Raw genomic sequence first — 15,977 nt, 5'->3', positions numbered from 1 at the left:
ATCAGCCTTTGAGCGTGTCGACTTCGGCGACGTTGATCGTGCGCCGGGTGCGGAACAGGGTGACCAGGATCGCCAGGCCGATGGCGGCCTCGGCGGCGGCCACGGTCAGGATGAAGAACACGAAGATCTGGCCGGCGGCGTCGCCCAGTTCGCGGGAGAAGGCGACGAAGTTGATGTTCACCGACAGCAGCATCAGCTCGATGGACATCAGCAGCACGATGACGTTCTTGCGGTTGAGGAATATGCCGGCCAGGCTGATGCAGAACAGCACCGCGCCCAGCGCCAGCAGATGACCCAGGGTAATCATGCCTTGCCCTCCCCTTCGGCGGCTTCATCGGCGGATGCGCGGACCGGCTTCTCGGCCGCCATCTTGACCATGCGGATGCGATCGCCGGCCTTGACCCGCGACTGCTCGGACGGATCCTGGTGCTTGGCGCCCGCGCGACGGCGCAGGGTCAGCATCACGGCGGCGACCACGGCCACGGTCAGGATCACCGCGGCGAATTCGAACGGCAGCAGGAATTCGGTGAACAGGCTGCGCGCCAGCCAGGCGGTGTTGGACACGTCGGCCGCGGCGGCGGCGGCGTTGTCCGGGAACGCGGCGGCGGTGCGCGCCTTGACCCCGATCAGGGTCAGCATCTGCACCAGCATGGCGACCGCGACCACCACGCCGACCGGAAGGAACTTCACCCAGCCCTCGCGCATCTTGGCGACGTCGATGTCCAGCATCATCACCACGAACAGGAACAGCACCATCACCGCGCCCACGTAGACGAGGATCAGCGCCACGCCGAGGAACTCGGCCCCGACCAGCAGCCAGATGCAGGCCACCGAGAAGAAGGTCAGGATGAGGCACAGCACGGCGTGCACCGGGTTGCGCACGCTGATCACCGCGCCGGCGGCGACCGCCGCCATGGCGGCGAAGATCCAGAAAGCGATATTTACCCAATCCATCTCTTGGACCTCAGCGGAATGCGGCGTCGGCGGCGCGACGCTCGGCGATTTCGGCTTCCAGCCGATCGCCCAGCGCCAGCAGCTGCGGCTTGGTGACGATGTTCTGGCCGCGCTTGTCGAAGTGGTACTCCAGCACGTGCGTCTCCACGATCGAGTCCACCGGGCAGCTTTCCTCGCAGAAGCCGCAGAAGATGCACTTGAACAGGTCGATGTCGTAGCGGGTGGTGCGGCGGGTGCCGTCCTCGCGCGGGGCCGAGTCGATGGTGATGGCCAGCGCCGGGCAGACCGCCTCGCACAGCTTGCAGGCGATGCAGCGCTCTTCCCCGTTGGGATAGCGGCGCAGCGCGTGCAGACCGCGGAAACGCGGCGACTGCGGGAACTTCTCCATCGGATACATCACGGTGTACTTGGGCTTGAACGCGTATTTCAGCGTCAGCCACAGTCCGCCCAGCAACTCGAGCAGCATCAGGCTCTTGAAGTAATGGATGACCTTGTTCATTGCGTCAGACACCCTTCTCGAACACGCCAAAGAACACCATCACCGCCGTCACCGCGATCCACGCGATGGTCAGCGGAATGAACACCTTCCAGCCCAGCCGCATGATTTGGTCGTAGCGGTAGCGCGGGAAGCTCGCGCGGAACCAGATGTAGGCGCTGGCGAAGAACAGCACCTTCAGCAGCAGCCACGGCCAGCCGCCGGTCCAGATCCAGTTGACCCAGGGCGACACGTCCGCGGTGATCCAGCCCTGCAGCGGGCTGAGCCAGCCACCCAGGAAGAACAGCGCCACCAGGAAACTGACCAGGATCATGTTGGCGTATTCGGCCAGGAAGAACAGCGCGAACGCCGCGCCCGAATACTCGACCATGTGGCCGGCGACGATTTCCGATTCGCCTTCCACCACGTCGAACGGCGAGCGGTTGGTTTCGGCGACGCCGGACACCCAGTACACGATGAACAGCGGGAACAGCGGCAACCAGAACCATTCGAAGAAGCCATTGTTGCCAGCCTGCGCCATCACGATGTCGCTGAGGTTCAGGCTGCCGGCGGCGATCAGCACGCCGACCAGGGCGAAGCCCATCGCGATTTCGTAGCTGACCACCTGCGCGGCCGAGCGCATCGCGCCCAGGAACGCGTACTTCGAGTTGGACGCCCAGCCGGCGATGATGATGCCGTACACGCCCAGCGAGGTCATCGCCAGCAGGTACAGCAGGCCCGCGTTGGCGTTGGACAGCACCAGCTTGGCGTCGAACGGCACCACCGCCCAGGCGGCGAACGCCGGCGCCAGCGTGATCAGCGGGGCGATGATGTACATCGCCTTCTGCGCGCTGCTGGGCTGGATGATTTCCTTGAACAGCAGTTTGAACACGTCGGCGAAGGCCTGGAAGATGCCCATGCCCACGTACATCGGTCCGTGGCGGACGTGCATCCAGCCGATCAGCTTGCGTTCCCAGACCACGTAGAAGGCCACCGCGATGATCACCGGCACGGCGATCACCAGGATCTTCAGCACGATCCACAACGCGACACCGATGTCGCCCAGCGCGAAGAACCACTCGCGGAGCGGTCCGACGGCATTGATCAACAGCTCGTTCATGCGCTCACCACCGTGACACGTCCGGCGCCCAGCGGCGCGGTCGCGCCGTAGCCGCTCTCAATCCACGCGCTGCCCTTGGCCACGCGGGCATCCACCACCACCGGCAGGGTCGCGGTGCCGTTGGCCGAACCGACCTTGGCCATCGCGCCTTCGGCCACGCCGCTCGACTGCGCGTCGGCGGGATTCAGCACGATGCGCGCGCCCGTGTTGAGCGGATGCGCCTGCAATGCCTCGGCCCGCCGGACCGTGCCGTCGGTGCGGTAAATCCCCGCGGTGACCGCCAGTTCCAGGCCCTCGCCCGCCGCGGCGGACGCCGCCGAACGCGCGATGGTCACCGGCGCGGTGCCGGCGATGGCGGCGCGCAGCCCGGCCAGATCGGTGAACTCGAACGACGGCAACTGCAATTCGCCGCCGAGCGCGCGCAACACGCGCCAGCCGTCGCGGGCCTCGCCCGGCAGCTTGCCGGCGGCCTGGGTACGCTGGTCGGTGCCATCCAGGTTGGTCAGGGTGGCTTCGATTTCCGGCAGCGCGCCAATCGGCAGGATCACGTCGGCGACGTCGCGGGTCGACTTGCAGGCGAAATGGCTGAACGCCACCACCTTGGCCGACGATAGCGCGCGCGCGGCGGCCGGCGTATCGGCGAAGTCCAGGCCCGGCTCGATGCCATAGATGACGTAGGCCTTGCGCGGCTCGGCGAACATGCCGGCCACGTCGCGGCGCGACGGCAGCACGCCGTGGCGGGCCAGGCCCACCGCGTTGGCGCCCTGCGGGATGCGGCACAACGAGGCGCCGGTGGCGGCGGCGAATTCGCCGGCGGCCTGGCGCAGCGCCGAAGCCTGCGGATGGTTCTCGGCGATGCCGCCGACAATCAGCACGGCATGGTTGCCGGCCTTGGCGGCCTCGCGCAGGGCGGCTTCGTTGAGCGCGCCGGCCAGCTGCGACGGCGGCACGATGTGCTTGCCGGCGATGCCGAACGCGAAGTCGAAGTCGACCGGGTTGACCACGTGCACCCTGGCGCCCTTGCGCTGGGCCTTGCGGATGCGCTGGTGCAGCAGCGGCAACTCGTGGCGGATGTTGGTGCCGAACAGCACGATGACGTCGGCCTTTTCGATATCCGCCATCGGCAGCGCGAACGGTTCGGCCACGGCGCCATCGGAGAAGTCGCGGTTGTTGATGCGGTGATCGACGTTGCCGCTGCCGAGGCCGGCGGCCAGCTTCGCGAGCAATCCACCCTCCTCGTTCGAGGTCGCCGGATGCACCAGCACGCCCAGTTCGTCGCCGGCGTTGCCGCGCAGGATCTCGGCGGCGGCGGCCAGGCCCTCGGACCAGGACACTTCGCGCCACTCACCATTGACCTTCTGCAACGGCTTGACCGCGCGGTCGTCGCTGTACAGACCCTGGTGCGAATAGCGATCACGATCCGACAGCCAGCATTCGTTGACCGCCTCGTTCTCGCGCGGCACGGTGCGCAGCACCTGGCCTCGGCGAGAATGCACGAACAGGTTGGAACCCATCGCGTCGTGGTAACCGACGGATTCGCGCGCAATCAATTCCCACGGACGGGCGCGGAACTGGAACACCTTGTTGGTCAGCGCGCCCACCGGGCAGACGTCGATGACGTTGCCGGAGATTTCGGTGGTCAGCGGCTTGCCGTCATAAGTGCCGATCTGCAGGTTCTCGCCGCGGTACATGCCGCCCAGTTCGTAGGTACCGGCGACATCCGCGGTGAAGCGCACGCAACGCGTGCACTGGATGCAGCGGGTCATCTCGGTGGCGACCAGCGGGCCGATGTCCTCGTCGGGCACCACGCGCTTGCGCTCCTGGAAGCGGCTCACGGAGCGGCCGTAGCCCAGCGACAGATCCTGCAGTTCGCACTCGCCACCCTGATCGCAGATCGGGCAGTCGAGCGGATGGTTGATCAGCAGGAACTCCATCACGTTGCGCTGCGACTTCAGCGCCTTCTCGCTGCGGGTCTGGATCTTCATGCCGTCCATGACCGGCGTGGCGCAGGCCGGCGCCGGCTTGGGCATCTTCTCGACGTCGACCAGGCACATGCGGCAGTTGGCCGCGATCGGCAGCTTCTCGTGGTAGCAGAAGCGCGGAATCGGAATCCCGGCCTTGTCCGCGGCCTGGATGATCATCGAACCCTTCGGCGCGGCCATCTCGACACCGTCGATGAAGACGGTGACGTGGTCGGGCGGGAGGTTCGGGTTGACGGGCTGCGCACTCATGCGGCCACCTTGCCTTCAATGACCGTGCCGGCGCGCTGGTCGTCGACCAGGAAACGCTTGTTGACGATCGCGTACTCGAATTCGTGCCAGAAGTGGCGCAGGAAACCCTGTACCGGCCACGCCGCGGCTTCGCCGAAGGCGCAGATGGTATGGCCCTCGATCTGGCCGGCGGCGGCCTTCAGCATGTGCAGGTCGTCCAGGGTCGCCTTCTGTTCGGCGATGCGGGTCAGCATGCGGTACATCCAGCCGGTGCCTTCGCGGCACGGCGTGCACTGGCCGCAGCTTTCCTTGAAGTAGAAACGCGCGATGCGCTGGCAGGCGCGCACCATGCAGGCAGTCTCGTCCATCACCACGACCGCGCCCGAACCCAGGCCGGAACCCGCCTTCTGGATGCTGTCGTAGTCCATGGTCAGGCCCATCATGGTCTCGCCCGGCAGTACCGGCATCGAGGAACCACCCGGAATCACCGCCTTGATCTTGTGGCCGTTGCGGATGCCGCCGGCCATTTCCAGCAGTTCGGCGAACGGCGTGCCCAGGCGGATCTCGTAGTTGCCAGGACGCGCGACATGGCCGGAGACCGAGAAGATCTTCGGACCGCCGTTGTTGGGCTTGCCCAGGTTGAGGAACCACTCCGCGCCGTTGCGGATGATCGCCGGCACCGAGGCGTAGGTCTCGGTGTTGTTGATGGTGGTCGGCTTGCCGTACAGGCCGAAGTTGGCCGGGAACGGCGGCTTGAAGCGCGGCTGGCCCTTCTTGCCTTCCAGCGACTCCATCAGCGCGGTCTCTTCGCCGCAGATGTAGGCACCCGCGCCGAGCGCGTTGAAGATGTCGATGTCGATGCCGGAGCCCAGGATGTTCTTGCCCAGCCAGCCGTGCTTGTAGGCTTCGGCGGTGGCCTCTTCCAGGTGCTCGAACGGCTCGTGGTGGAACTCGCCGCGCAGGTAGTTGTAGCCCACGGTGGAACCGGTGGCGTAGCAGGCGATCGCCATGCCCTCGATGACCGCGTGCGGGTTGAAGCGCAGGATGTCGCGATCCTTGGCGGTGCCCGGCTCGGACTCGTCGGAGTTGCAGAGGATGTACTTCTGCATGTCGCCCTTGGGCATGAAGCTCCACTTCAGGCCGGTCGGGAAGCCCGCGCCGCCGCGGCCGCGCAGGCCGGACTGCTTGACCATCTCGACCACATCGGCCGGCGGGATCTTCTCTTCGAGGATCTTGCGCAGCGCGCTGTAGCCGCCGGTCTTCAGGTAGTTCTCGTACGACCACGGCTTGTCGAAATGCAGCGTGGTGTAGACGACCTGGTGCTCCTTCGGCGCCGGGCCCACCGGGCCGTAACCTTCGGATGTGTGCGGATGATGTGCCATGCGCTTACTCCAGCCCGTCCAGCAATTCGTCGACCTTGGCCGGCGTCAGCTTCTCGTGGTAATGGCCGTTGATCACGACCACCGGCGCGCCGCAGCAGGCGGCGACGCATTCTTCTTCCCGCTTCAGGAACACCCGGCCATCGGCGGTGGATTCGCCCAGCTTGCAGCCGAGCTTCTTCTCGGCGTGCTTGACCAGATCCTCGGCGCCGTTGAGCCAGCAGCTGATGTTGGTGCAGAAGGCGACGTTGTTGCGGCCCACCTTCTCGGTCTCGAACATCGAGTAGAAGCTGGCGACCTCGTAGGCCCACACCGGCGGGATGTCCAGGTACTTGGCGACCGCGGCGATCAGCTCGTCGCTCAGCCAGCCGCCGTTCTGCTCCTGCGCGGCGTGCAGACCCTGCAGCACCGCCGAGCGCTTGCGGTCGGGCGGGAACTTGGTCAGCCAATGATCGATATGCGCGCGCGTCTTGTCGCTCAGCGCCACCAGGGGATCGACGTTCTGCGTCGCCTCGAAATTGCCTGTGGCCCTCATCGGTCCACCTCACCGAAAACCAGATCGTAAGTACCAATCATGGCGACCACGTCCGGCAGCATGTGGCCGCGGACGATGGCATCCATGGAAGAAAGATGGGCGAAGCCCGGCGCGCGCAGCTTCACCCGGAACGGCTTGTTGGCGCCGTCGGACACCAGGTAGCAGCCGAATTCGCCCTTGGGCGCTTCCACCGCCGAGTAGGTCTCGCCGGCCGGCACGCAGTAGCCTTCGCTGAACAGCTTGAAGTGATGGATCAGCGCTTCCATGTCGTCCTTCATCTCCTCGCGCGAGGGAGGGGCGACCTTGAAGTTCTTGACCATCACCGGGCCGGGATTGGCCTTCAGCCACTTCACGCACTGGGCGATGATGCGGTTGGATTCGCGCATCTCGGCCACGCGGACCAGGTAACGGTCGTAGCAGTCGCCTTCCACGCCCAGCGGGATGTCGAAATCCACCGCGTCGTACTTGGCGTACGGCTGCTTCTTGCGCAGATCCCAGGCGATGCCCGAACCGCGCAGCATCACGCCGGTCATGCCCCAGGCGCGGGCCTGATCCGGGCTGATCACGCCGATCCCGACGGTGCGCTGCTTCCAGATGCGGTTGTCGGTGAGCAGGGTTTCGTACTCGTCGACGCGCTTGGGGAACTCGCGGGTGAAGTCTTCCAGGAAGTCCAGCATCGACCCGTCGCGCGCGTTGTTCAGGCGCTTCAGCGCCTGGCCCTTGCGCCAGGGCGATTCCTTGTACTTCGGCATCCGGTCCGGCAGGTCGCGGTAGACACCGCCCGGGCGGTAGTAGGTCGCGTGCATGCGCGCGCCGCTGACCGCCTCGTAGCAGTCCATCAGCTCCTCGCGCTCGCGGAAGGCGTACAGCATCACCGCCATCGCACCCAGGTCGAGCGCGTTGGATCCGATCCACATCAGGTGGTTCAGGATGCGGGTGATCTCGTCGAACATCGTGCGGATGTACTGCGCACGTTCCGGCGCCTCGATCCCCATCAGGGTTTCGATGGCGCGCACGTAGGCGTGCTCGTTGCACATCATCGACACGTAGTCCAGGCGATCCATGTAACCGATCGACTGGTTGAACGGCTTGGACTCGGCCAGCTTCTCGGTGCCGCGATGCAGCAGGCCGACGTGCGGGTCGGCGCGCATGATGGTTTCGCCGTCCATTTCCAGGATCAGGCGGAGAACACCGTGCGCCGCGGGATGCTGCGGGCCGAAGTTCATCGTGTAGTTGCGGATCTCCTGCTTGGACTCTTCAGGATTGCTCGCAAACGCGGTGGGGGACTGTTGCGTACTCATCACTTGCTGCCCTCGCCCGCGGCGGCTTCGCCGATCGCGGTCTGGTAGCGCGCGTCGTCGCGGATCACGCGCGGCACGCCGACGCGCGGCTCGACCGAGGTGACCGGCTCGTAGACCACGCGCTTCTTCTCTTCGTCGTAGCGCACTTCGACGTTGCCGATCAGCGGGAAGTCCTTGCGGAACGGATGGCCGACGAAACCGTAGTCGGTCAGGATGCGGCGCAGATCCGGATGGCCTTCGAACACGATGCCGTACAGGTCGAACGCCTCGCGCTCGAACCAGTTGGCGCCCGGCCACAGGTCGGTGACCGAGGCCACCACCGGCAGATCATCGTTCGGCGCGAAGCAGCGCACGCGCAGGCGCTGGTTGTGCTGGTACGACAGCAGGTGCAGGACCACCGCGAAGCGGCGCTCGGGACCGGCGCCGCGCGGTCGCTGTTCCCAGTCGAAGCGGCCCGGGCCAAAGCCCTCGACGCCACGGCTGAACCCTTCGGACGACACGTCCGAGGTATCCCACTCTGCACTGCCGTAGCCCAGGTAGTCGACGCCGCAGACGTCGACCGCCTGCTCGAATCCGAACTCGTCGCGCAGGGCGCGGCAGACCTCATGCCAGGACGCGGACGGCACCTCGAGGGTGACCTCTTCGCGGGTTCCGGCAACCGTGATCACCGCATCGGCGAAGCGCGCGCGCAACCGGTCGGTGAAATTTGCAGCTTGCTCGGCCATGGGGCGTAGCGTGCTCTCGAAAAGGAAAACGGGTGGAACGGGAAGCAGGCCGGCGCGCTCAGCGCGCGATGGTCTGCGTGCGCCAGATCTTCTTCTGCAACTGCAGGATGCCGTAGACCAGCGCTTCGGCGGTCGGCGGGCAGCCCGGCACGTACACGTCGACGGGCACGATGCGGTCGCAGCCGCGCACCACCGAATACGAGTAGTGGTAGTAGCCACCGCCATTGGCGCAGCTGCCCATCGAGATCACCCACTTGGGGTCGGGCATCTGGTCGTAGACCTTGCGCAGCGCCGGGGCCATCTTGTTGACCAGGGTGCCGGCGACGATCATCACGTCCGACTGGCGCGGCGACGGACGGAACACCACGCCGTAGCGGTCCAGGTCCAGGCGCGAGGCGCCGGCGTGCATCATCTCGACCGCGCAGCAGGCCAGGCCGAAGGTCATCGGCCACATCGAGCCGGTGCGCGCCCAGTTCATCAGCGCGTCGACGCTGGTGGTCACGTAGCCCTTTTCCAGCAGCGGGTTGTCGCCTTCCGGCCGCAGGATGTCGTCCACCCGCCCTTCCGGGATCGGGTTGGTCATCAGGCGATCGAGGGTCTGGATCACTCCCATTCGAGCGCTCCCTTCTTCCAAACGTAAATGAAGCCGAGGAACAGCATGCCGACGAACAGGCCCATGGTGACCAGTGCGCGGGCGCCGAGCTCCTGGAAGACCAGGGTCCACGGGACGATAAAAATGATTTCCAGGTCGAAGACGATGAACTGGATGGCAATCAGGTAATAGCGCACGTCGAACTTCATGCGCGCGTCTTCGAAGGCCTCGAAGCCGCATTCGTACGGCGACAGCTTCTGGGCGTCGGGGCGCCGGGGGCCGAGGAAGCGTCCCGCCAGGATCAGCGCGATGCCGATGCCGGTGGCGACGATCAGGAACAACAGGGTCGGCAGATAGTTGGCCAGCACTCGCGTTTCTCTTCTTGTCCTACCTGCCCCGCTCCCGGCCTGCACGCCGGAGCGTGTCGCCTTGGTGGGGCACTGCATTCCGCTGTGGGACCGCGTGGTACGCGCGGTTTGCGCGGGTGCGCAAGGAGCAGCGGTCGAGGTGACTCGGGCCCGGCCGCGGCATCCACCGTGTCCCGCCGCAGGCGGCGGTGACCGATCCGATCCTGGCCCTTCCGCAGTTCGTACCTGGCCTGGAATGGATCGGCGGAATTGTACCGGTTAGTGAACTGACTAGTAAACGTTTACGAAGCTGTACGCGGCGCTTTTCATGGACAAAAGAAAAGCCCGCTTGCGCGGGCTTCGCTTTCCATTGCCGCGGCCGGCCGGCGTGTCGCCGGTTCGCCGCTTCGATTGGTGCCCAAGAGGGGACTCGAACCCCTACAGCTTTCGCCGCTACCACCTCAAGGTAGTGCGTCTACCAATTCCGCCACCTGGGCATTGAAACTCTGCAACCGGTCACCGATTGCGGGCCGGTATTGTAGCCCGGTTCAACCGCCCTGTGACGGTGCTTCCACCGGCGGCAGGGCCTGCTGCGGCTGGCTGCCGGTTTCCGGTGCCTGCGCCGGCGCGGCCGGCACGGTGGTCGGGGCCGGCTGCGGCTGGGTCGCGGGCGCCGCGGGCACCGTGGTCGGCTGCGCGGGGACGGACAGCTCGCCGGCCGCGGGCGCGCCGGCCGCCGGAGCCTGCTGCTGGGTCATCACGCCCAGGTTCTGCTGGGTGGTCGGGCGCGCGCTGTGCGAGGCGTGCCAGGCCATGAACAGGGTGATGCCGAAGAAGGCGATCGCCAGCCACTTGGTGCTCTTGGACAGGAAGTTGGAGGCGCCGCGCGCGCCGAACACCGTGCCGGAGGCACCGGCGCCGAAGCCGGACCCGGCCTGCGCGCCCGAACCGCGCTGCATCAGCACCAGCGCGATGATCGCGATGGCGATCAGCACGTAGACCACATTGAGGATCAGCATCATTTCGAATTCGTCCCGAAACAGGTTGGAAGGCCCGGCCACGGCCGGACCCGCGGGGGATCAGCCCCGCTCCGCCGCCGCTTTCGCGATGGCGAGAAAATCGCGCGCCACCAACGACGCACCACCCACCAGCCCTCCATCGACATCGGGCTGCGCGAACAGTTCCGCGGCGTTGTCGGGCTTGACGCTGCCGCCATACAGGATGGGCAGCGAATCGGCGATTCTAGCATCGCGTCCGGCCACTTCGCCACGGATGAATGCATGAACGGCCTGGGCCTGGGCCGGGCTGGCATTGCGGCCGGTACCGATGGCCCAGACCGGTTCATAGGCCACGATGGCCCGTTCGAACGCCTCCACCCCGGCGGCGTCCAGGACCGCCCGCAACTGCGCGCCGACCACGGCCTCGGTCTGCCCCGCGTCGCGCTGCGCCAGGCTTTCGCCCAGGCAAAGTACCGGCACCAGGCCGGCGTTGCGCGCGGCGATGAACTTGCGCGCGACCAGTTCGTTGTCCTCGTGGTGGTACTGGCGGCGTTCGGAATGGCCGACCAAGCCATGGGTGGCACCGACATCGACCAGCATCGAGGCGGAGACCTCGCCGGTATACGCGCCCTTCTCGTTGCTGCTCACGTCCTGCGAACCCAGCGCGAAGCCCTGCGGCGCGTAGTCCTCGACCAGCTCGCCCAGATACGGCAGCGGCGGGAGGATCAGCACGTCCACCCCGGCCAGCGGCAGGCCCGTGGCAATCTCGTCCATCAGCGCATAGGCGAACTGGCGGTCGCCGTGGAGCTTCCAGTTTCCGGCCACGATTTTGCGGCGCATAAGACCAATTCCTGTCCAGTGGGCGCGCAAGGATAGCCGATGTGGGATTTCCGGCAAGCGCGGCCGCACGCATTACCATGCGGCGGAACCCGAGTCTTGGCATCGACAGGAGTCCTCGCATGTCCCCTACGCCTTCCGGCTACGCCCTGATCACCGGCGCCTCCAGCGGCATCGGCGCGGAAATCGCGCGTGAATATGCGCGCCGTGGCGTACCGCTGATCCTCACCGCGCGCCGGCGGGAGCGCCTGGAAGTATTGGCGGCGGAACTGCGCCCGCAGGTGCCGGTGGAAGTGATTGCCGCCGATCTCGCCGCCGCCGATGGCGTGGCCGGCCTGTGCGAGGCCATCCAGGCGCGCGGCCTGGCCGTGCGCGTGCTGGTCAACAACGCGGGCTTCGGCGTGCCCGGCCGCTACCAGAACCGCGAATGGCCGGACCATGCCGCGTTCCTGCAGGTGATGATCCATGCGGTGTGCGAACTGACCTGGCGGCTGCTGCCCTCGCTGCGTGCTTTCCCGGACGGTCGCATCCTCAACGTCGCCTCTTTCGCGGGGCTGATGCCGGGCTCCAACGGCCAGACCCTGTACGCCGCCGCCAAGGCCTTCCTGATCAAGTTCAGCGAGTCGCTGGCGCAGGAAAACGCGGATCGCGGCGTGAAGGTCTGCGCGCTCTGTCCCGGTTTCACCTGGTCGGAATTCCACGACGTCACCGGTACCCGCGTAATGATGGACAAGCTGCCGAAGAAGCTCTGGCTGCAGGCCGACGCGGTGGCGCGCGCCGGCATCGACGGACTGGAGCGCGGACGCGTGATCGTGGTGCCGGGCTGGCGCTACCGCCTGCTGCACGGAGTCACCCGGCACCTGTCGGATCACGTGCGGTTCCGGTTGATGAGCCGGAATTCCTCGCGGATCCGCAAGGCCGATTGAGCTTCGGGAAAATCTTGCGGCGGGCGGAAAATCCGTGGCCGGATAGAAAAAGCTCGCGGCCGGAGGCCGCTCCTACCATCTGTCGCATTCCGCGCGGTAGGAGCGCCGTCCCGGCGCGAGCTTCTTGCCTGAGGGCACCGGATGCCACAGGCGTGGCATCGACGCGTGCTTACTTGAGCTTGATCTCGCGCAGGCGCTCTTCGAGGTAGCCCTGCGCGGTGATCGCCTCGGGATAGCGCTTGGGATTGTCGGTGCTGATCGTCGAGGGCAACACGTCGATCAGGAAATCGGGATTCGGATGCAGGAAGAACGGCACCGAATAGCGCGGCTTGCGCGCCTCCTCGCCCGGCGGGTTCACCACCCGATGGGTGGTGGATGGATACACGTGGTTGGTCAGGCGCTGCAGCATGTCGCCGATGTTGACCACGATGGTGTCCGCGTCGGAGGTGAACGGCACCCACTCGCCCTGCTGGGACTTCACTTCCAGGCCGGCGGCGCTGGCGCCGACCAGCAGCGTGATCAGGTTGATGTCCTCGTGCGCGCCGGCCCGTACGTTGGGAATGTCGTCGGCGGTGATCGGCGGATAGTGGATCGGCCGCAGGATCGAATTGCCGGAGTTGGTCTTGTCGGCGAAATAGTCCTCCGCCAGCCCGATGTGCAGCGCCAGCGCCGACAGCACCCGCGCGCCCAGCTTGTCCAGCGCGTCGTAGAGGCCATAGCCGTGCTCGCGGAATCCGGGCACTTCGTCCGGCCACAGGTTCGGCGGCATCACCTCGCGATACTTCGAGTCATCGGGAATCTCGCGGCCGATGTGCCAGAACTCCTTCAGATCGAAATGCTTGGAGTCCTTCGCGGTCTCCACGCCGAACGGCGTGTAGCCACGCGCGCCGCCGCTGCCCGGCACGTGGTACTTGCGCTTGGTCTCTTCCGGCAGTGCGAAGAAGCGCTTGAACACGTCATAGGCGGCGTCGATGTCGGCCTGCGGGATGCCGTGGTTGCGGATGCCGGCAAATCCCCATTCGCGGTAGGCGGCGCCCAGCTCGGCGACGAAGGCCTCGCGGTCGGTGTCGAAACGGGTGATGTCCAGGGTGGGAATACGGGAACTCATTCACTTGCTCCAGGAGGGCGCGGCGGCGTCATTCCAGCCGACCGGCGCCAGGATTGCATTGATCGGCCTCAAGCGGCCGCGGCGCGCACGGCCTCGGCCAGCTTCTCCAGCGTGGCCTGCATCAGCGCGTCGTCGTCGGCCTCGACGGTCACCCGCACCACCGGCTCGGTGCCGGACGGGCGCAGGAAGGCGCGGCCGCGGCCGGACACCGCCGCCTGCGCCTCGGCCAGCGCGGCCTGCACGCTCGCGGCCTCGGCCGGACGCCCGCCGTTGGCCAGCTTCACGTTGATGGTCTTCTGCGGCACCTTGGACAGGCCGGCCAGCGCCTGGCGCAGCGACTGCCCACCGCTCTTGAGCACTTCCAGCACCTGCAGCGCGCTGACGATGGCGTCGCCGGTGGTCGCGCGATCCAGGCACAGCAAGTGGCCCGAGGTTTCGCCGCCCAGCACGCCGCCGCCCTCGACCAGGCCCTGGTGGACATAGCGATCGCCGACCTTGACCCGCAGGAACGGCACCTGGCGCTCGGCCAGCGCGCGCTCCAGGCCGTAGTTGGTCATCAGCGTGCCGACCACCGCGCCCTTCAGCCGCCCGCTCCGCTGCCAGGCCGTGGCCAGGACGTACAGCAGATCATCGCCGTCGACCGGATTGCCCTGGTCGTCGGCCATCAGCACGCGATCGCCGTCGCCGTCGAAGGCGATGCCCAGATCCGCGCCGGTCTCGCGCACCTTGCGGGCGAGATTGTCGATATGCATCGAGCCGACGCCGTCGTTGATGTTCACGCCGTTCGGCTCGGCGCCGATGGCGACAACCTCCGCTCCCAGCTCGCGGAACAGCAGCGGCGCGATGTGATAGGTCGCGCCATGCGCGCAGTCCAGCACGATCTTCAGGCCCCGCAGATCGAAGCCGCGCGGCACGCTGGCCTTGCAGAACTCGATGTAGCGGCCGACCACGTCACGGCTGCGGATCGCCTTGCCCAGCTTTTCCGACTCGACGGTGACGAAGTCGCCATCCAGCGCGGCCTCGATCGCCGCCTCGGTGGCGTCGTCCAGCTTCTCGCCTTCGGCCGAGAAGAACTTGATGCCGTTGTCGTAGTGCGGGTTGTGCGAAGCGCTGATGACGATGCCCGCGTCGGCGCCGAGGGTACGCGACAGGAACGCCACCGCCGGGGTCGGCATCGGCCCCATCAGCTGCACGTCGGCGCCGGCGGCGACCAGCCCGGCTTCCAGCGCGGCTTCGAACATGTAGCCGGAAATGCGGGTGTCCTTGCCGATCACCACGGTCGGGCGCCGCCCGGTGTTCTCGGACAGTACGCGACCCAGCGCGTTGCCCAGGCGCAGGACGAAATCGGCCGAGATCGGGCCCTGCCCGACCCGCCCGCGGATGCCGTCGGTACCAAAATACTTGCGACTCATCGGAGTGCCTCCTTGCTCAAGCGATGACTTCGGTTTCTTGCGGCCGCGGCTGGTTCAGCAGCAGCGCCAGCAGATCGCCCAGGCGATCGCGCATTTCCCGGCGATCGCAGATCTGGTCGATGGCGCCGTGCTCCAGCAGGAATTCGGCGCGCTGGAAACCTTCCGGCAGCGTTTCGCGCACGGTCTGCTCGATCACGCGCGGACCGGCGAAGCCGATCAACGCTTCCGGCTCGGCGATGTTGATGTCGCCCAGCATCGCGAACGAGGCCGAGGCGCCACCGAAGGTGGGATGGGTGCTGACCGAGATGTAGGGGATGCCCTGCTCGCGCAGGCGCGCCAGCGCGGCCGAGGTCTTGGCCATCTGCATCAGCGAGAACAGGCTTTCCTGCATGCGCATGCCGCCGCTGGCGGCGAACGACACCAGCGGCACGCGGTCGGCCAGGGCGCGTTCGGCGGCACGGGCGAACTTCTCGCCGCTGACCGAACCCATCGAACCGCCCATGAAGGCGAAGTCCATGGCGCAGGCCACCAGCGGACGCTGCTTCAGGGTGCCTTTCATCGCCACCAGCGAGTCATGCTCGCCGGTCGCCTTCTGCGCCGCCTTGAAGCGGTCGGAATACTTCTTCTGGTCGCGGAACTTCAGCACGTCGACCGGCGCCAGCCCGGTGCTGATTTCCTCGATGCTGCCCGGGTCGAACAGCGCCTGCAGGCGCGCGCGGGCGCGGATGGACATGTGGAAGCCGCACTTGGGGCAGACCTCCAGGTTTTCTTCCAGTTCCGGGCGGTAGAGCACCGCGCCGCAGCGGTCGCACTTCTCCCACAGCCCTTCGGGCACACTGCGTTTGCTTTTGGCGCCACCGCCCTCGGTGCGGATGCCCGACGGCATCAGTTTGCTGAGCCAGCTCATGCGTTATCGACAATCCCGTTCAGGGGCCCATCCCGCGGATGGGCAGACGGGTCAGTTTAGCAGGCCGTCCAAGGCCGCCCCTCACCCCGGAGGGGTACGGGCTCAGGGCTGGTCCAGGGCGTGCCGGATGTAGCGCCGCGCGATAAATCGC

Annotated in this window: 17 protein-coding genes and 1 tRNA gene; 1 reads left to right on the top strand and 17 read right to left on the bottom strand. The window is 66.8% G+C overall.

Annotated elements, in window-relative coordinates; all coding sequences use genetic code 11:
* Nucleotide 1 precedes the first annotated feature (1 nt).
* The 14 genes from nuoK to tpiA all read right to left on the bottom strand — a co-directional run bounded on the left by nuoK (nt 2) and on the right by tpiA (nt 11,476).
* On the bottom strand, nt 2-307 hold the full coding sequence (gene nuoK / locus ACTJI2_RS13885) for an NADH-quinone oxidoreductase subunit NuoK (RefSeq protein WP_141453291.1): 306 nt from the start codon (nt 305-307) through the stop codon (nt 2-4).
* Nucleotides 304-954, bottom strand: coding sequence for an NADH-quinone oxidoreductase subunit J (locus ACTJI2_RS13880; RefSeq protein WP_183642340.1), 651 nt, complete (start codon nt 952-954; stop codon nt 304-306). Before ACTJI2_RS13880 ends, nuoK begins: the two co-directional genes overlap by 4 nt.
* 10 nt (nt 955-964) lie before the next feature.
* Entirely contained in the window at nt 965-1,453 is a 489-nt protein-coding gene (nuoI, locus tag ACTJI2_RS13875; protein WP_183642343.1) for an NADH-quinone oxidoreductase subunit NuoI, read from the bottom strand.
* 4 nt (nt 1,454-1,457) lie between these two features.
* Entirely contained in the window at nt 1,458-2,549 is a 1,092-nt protein-coding gene (gene nuoH, locus ACTJI2_RS13870) for an NADH-quinone oxidoreductase subunit NuoH (protein ID WP_183642346.1), read from the bottom strand.
* Nucleotides 2,546-4,780 (bottom strand): NADH-quinone oxidoreductase subunit NuoG, encoded by a 2,235-nt coding sequence (nuoG, locus tag ACTJI2_RS13865; protein WP_183642349.1) that lies wholly within the window; start codon nt 4,778-4,780, stop codon nt 2,546-2,548. The genes nuoH and nuoG overlap by 4 nt, the downstream gene beginning before the upstream one ends.
* Nucleotides 4,777-6,141 (bottom strand): NADH-quinone oxidoreductase subunit NuoF, encoded by a 1,365-nt coding sequence (nuoF, locus tag ACTJI2_RS13860; RefSeq protein ID WP_141453296.1) that lies wholly within the window; start codon nt 6,139-6,141, stop codon nt 4,777-4,779. Before nuoF ends, nuoG begins: the two co-directional genes overlap by 4 nt.
* Before the next feature lie 4 nt (nt 6,142-6,145).
* Nucleotides 6,146-6,673 (bottom strand): NADH-quinone oxidoreductase subunit NuoE, encoded by a 528-nt coding sequence (gene nuoE / locus ACTJI2_RS13855; protein WP_183642352.1) that lies wholly within the window; start codon nt 6,671-6,673, stop codon nt 6,146-6,148.
* The gene (locus tag ACTJI2_RS13850) at nt 6,670-7,974 is read right to left on the bottom strand and encodes an NADH-quinone oxidoreductase subunit D (RefSeq protein WP_440842506.1); all 1,305 of its coding nucleotides are present in this window, start codon (nt 7,972-7,974) and stop codon (nt 6,670-6,672) included. Before ACTJI2_RS13850 ends, nuoE begins: the two co-directional genes overlap by 4 nt.
* The gene (locus tag ACTJI2_RS13845) at nt 7,974-8,699 is read right to left on the bottom strand and encodes an NADH-quinone oxidoreductase subunit C (RefSeq protein WP_141453299.1); all 726 of its coding nucleotides are present in this window, start codon (nt 8,697-8,699) and stop codon (nt 7,974-7,976) included. The genes ACTJI2_RS13850 and ACTJI2_RS13845 overlap by 1 nt, the downstream gene beginning before the upstream one ends.
* A gap of 58 nt (nt 8,700-8,757) precedes the next feature.
* Nucleotides 8,758-9,312, bottom strand: coding sequence for a NuoB/complex I 20 kDa subunit family protein (locus ACTJI2_RS13840; protein WP_141453300.1), 555 nt, complete (start codon nt 9,310-9,312; stop codon nt 8,758-8,760).
* Entirely contained in the window at nt 9,303-9,659 is a 357-nt protein-coding gene (locus ACTJI2_RS13835; protein ID WP_183642358.1) for an NADH-quinone oxidoreductase subunit A, read from the bottom strand. Before ACTJI2_RS13835 ends, ACTJI2_RS13840 begins: the two co-directional genes overlap by 10 nt.
* A gap of 391 nt (nt 9,660-10,050) precedes the next feature.
* Nucleotides 10,051-10,135, bottom strand: a tRNA-Leu gene (locus ACTJI2_RS13830).
* Nucleotides 10,136-10,186: 51 nt separating this feature from the next.
* Nucleotides 10,187-10,660, bottom strand: a complete 474-nt coding sequence (gene secG, locus ACTJI2_RS13825) for a preprotein translocase subunit SecG (protein ID WP_225562217.1) — start codon at nt 10,658-10,660, stop codon at nt 10,187-10,189.
* Between the two features lie 57 nt (nt 10,661-10,717).
* The gene (gene tpiA, locus ACTJI2_RS13820) at nt 10,718-11,476 is read right to left on the bottom strand and encodes a triose-phosphate isomerase (RefSeq protein WP_318288839.1); all 759 of its coding nucleotides are present in this window, start codon (nt 11,474-11,476) and stop codon (nt 10,718-10,720) included.
* A 119-nt stretch (nt 11,477-11,595) separates the two neighbouring features.
* Here tpiA and ACTJI2_RS13815 point away from each other — a divergent pair, with 119 nt between their 5' ends.
* Nucleotides 11,596-12,399 (top strand): SDR family NAD(P)-dependent oxidoreductase, encoded by an 804-nt coding sequence (locus ACTJI2_RS13815; RefSeq protein ID WP_318288838.1) that lies wholly within the window; start codon nt 11,596-11,598, stop codon nt 12,397-12,399.
* A gap of 169 nt (nt 12,400-12,568) precedes the next feature.
* On the opposite strand, the gene ACTJI2_RS13810 is transcribed toward ACTJI2_RS13815, so the two are convergent.
* The 3 genes from ACTJI2_RS13810 to accD all read right to left on the bottom strand — a co-directional run bounded on the left by ACTJI2_RS13810 (nt 12,569) and on the right by accD (nt 15,826).
* Nucleotides 12,569-13,507 (bottom strand): isopenicillin N synthase family dioxygenase, encoded by a 939-nt coding sequence (locus ACTJI2_RS13810; protein ID WP_183642371.1) that lies wholly within the window; start codon nt 13,505-13,507, stop codon nt 12,569-12,571.
* A 68-nt stretch (nt 13,508-13,575) separates the two neighbouring features.
* Nucleotides 13,576-14,919, bottom strand: coding sequence for a phosphoglucosamine mutase (gene glmM, locus ACTJI2_RS13805; protein ID WP_183642372.1), 1,344 nt, complete (start codon nt 14,917-14,919; stop codon nt 13,576-13,578).
* Nucleotides 14,920-14,935: 16 nt separating this feature from the next.
* Entirely contained in the window at nt 14,936-15,826 is an 891-nt protein-coding gene (accD, locus tag ACTJI2_RS13800; protein WP_141453307.1) for an acetyl-CoA carboxylase, carboxyltransferase subunit beta, read from the bottom strand.
* Between the last annotated feature and the right edge of the window lie 151 nt (nt 15,827-15,977).

Source organism: Pseudoxanthomonas sp. 22568 (assembly GCF_052044485.1).
In the GTDB taxonomy this organism is placed as follows: domain Bacteria; phylum Pseudomonadota; class Gammaproteobacteria; order Xanthomonadales; family Xanthomonadaceae; genus Pseudoxanthomonas_A; species Pseudoxanthomonas_A beigongshangi.
Note: the sequence above shows the minus strand (reverse complement) of the source record. Positions and strands in the feature narration are given on the sequence as shown.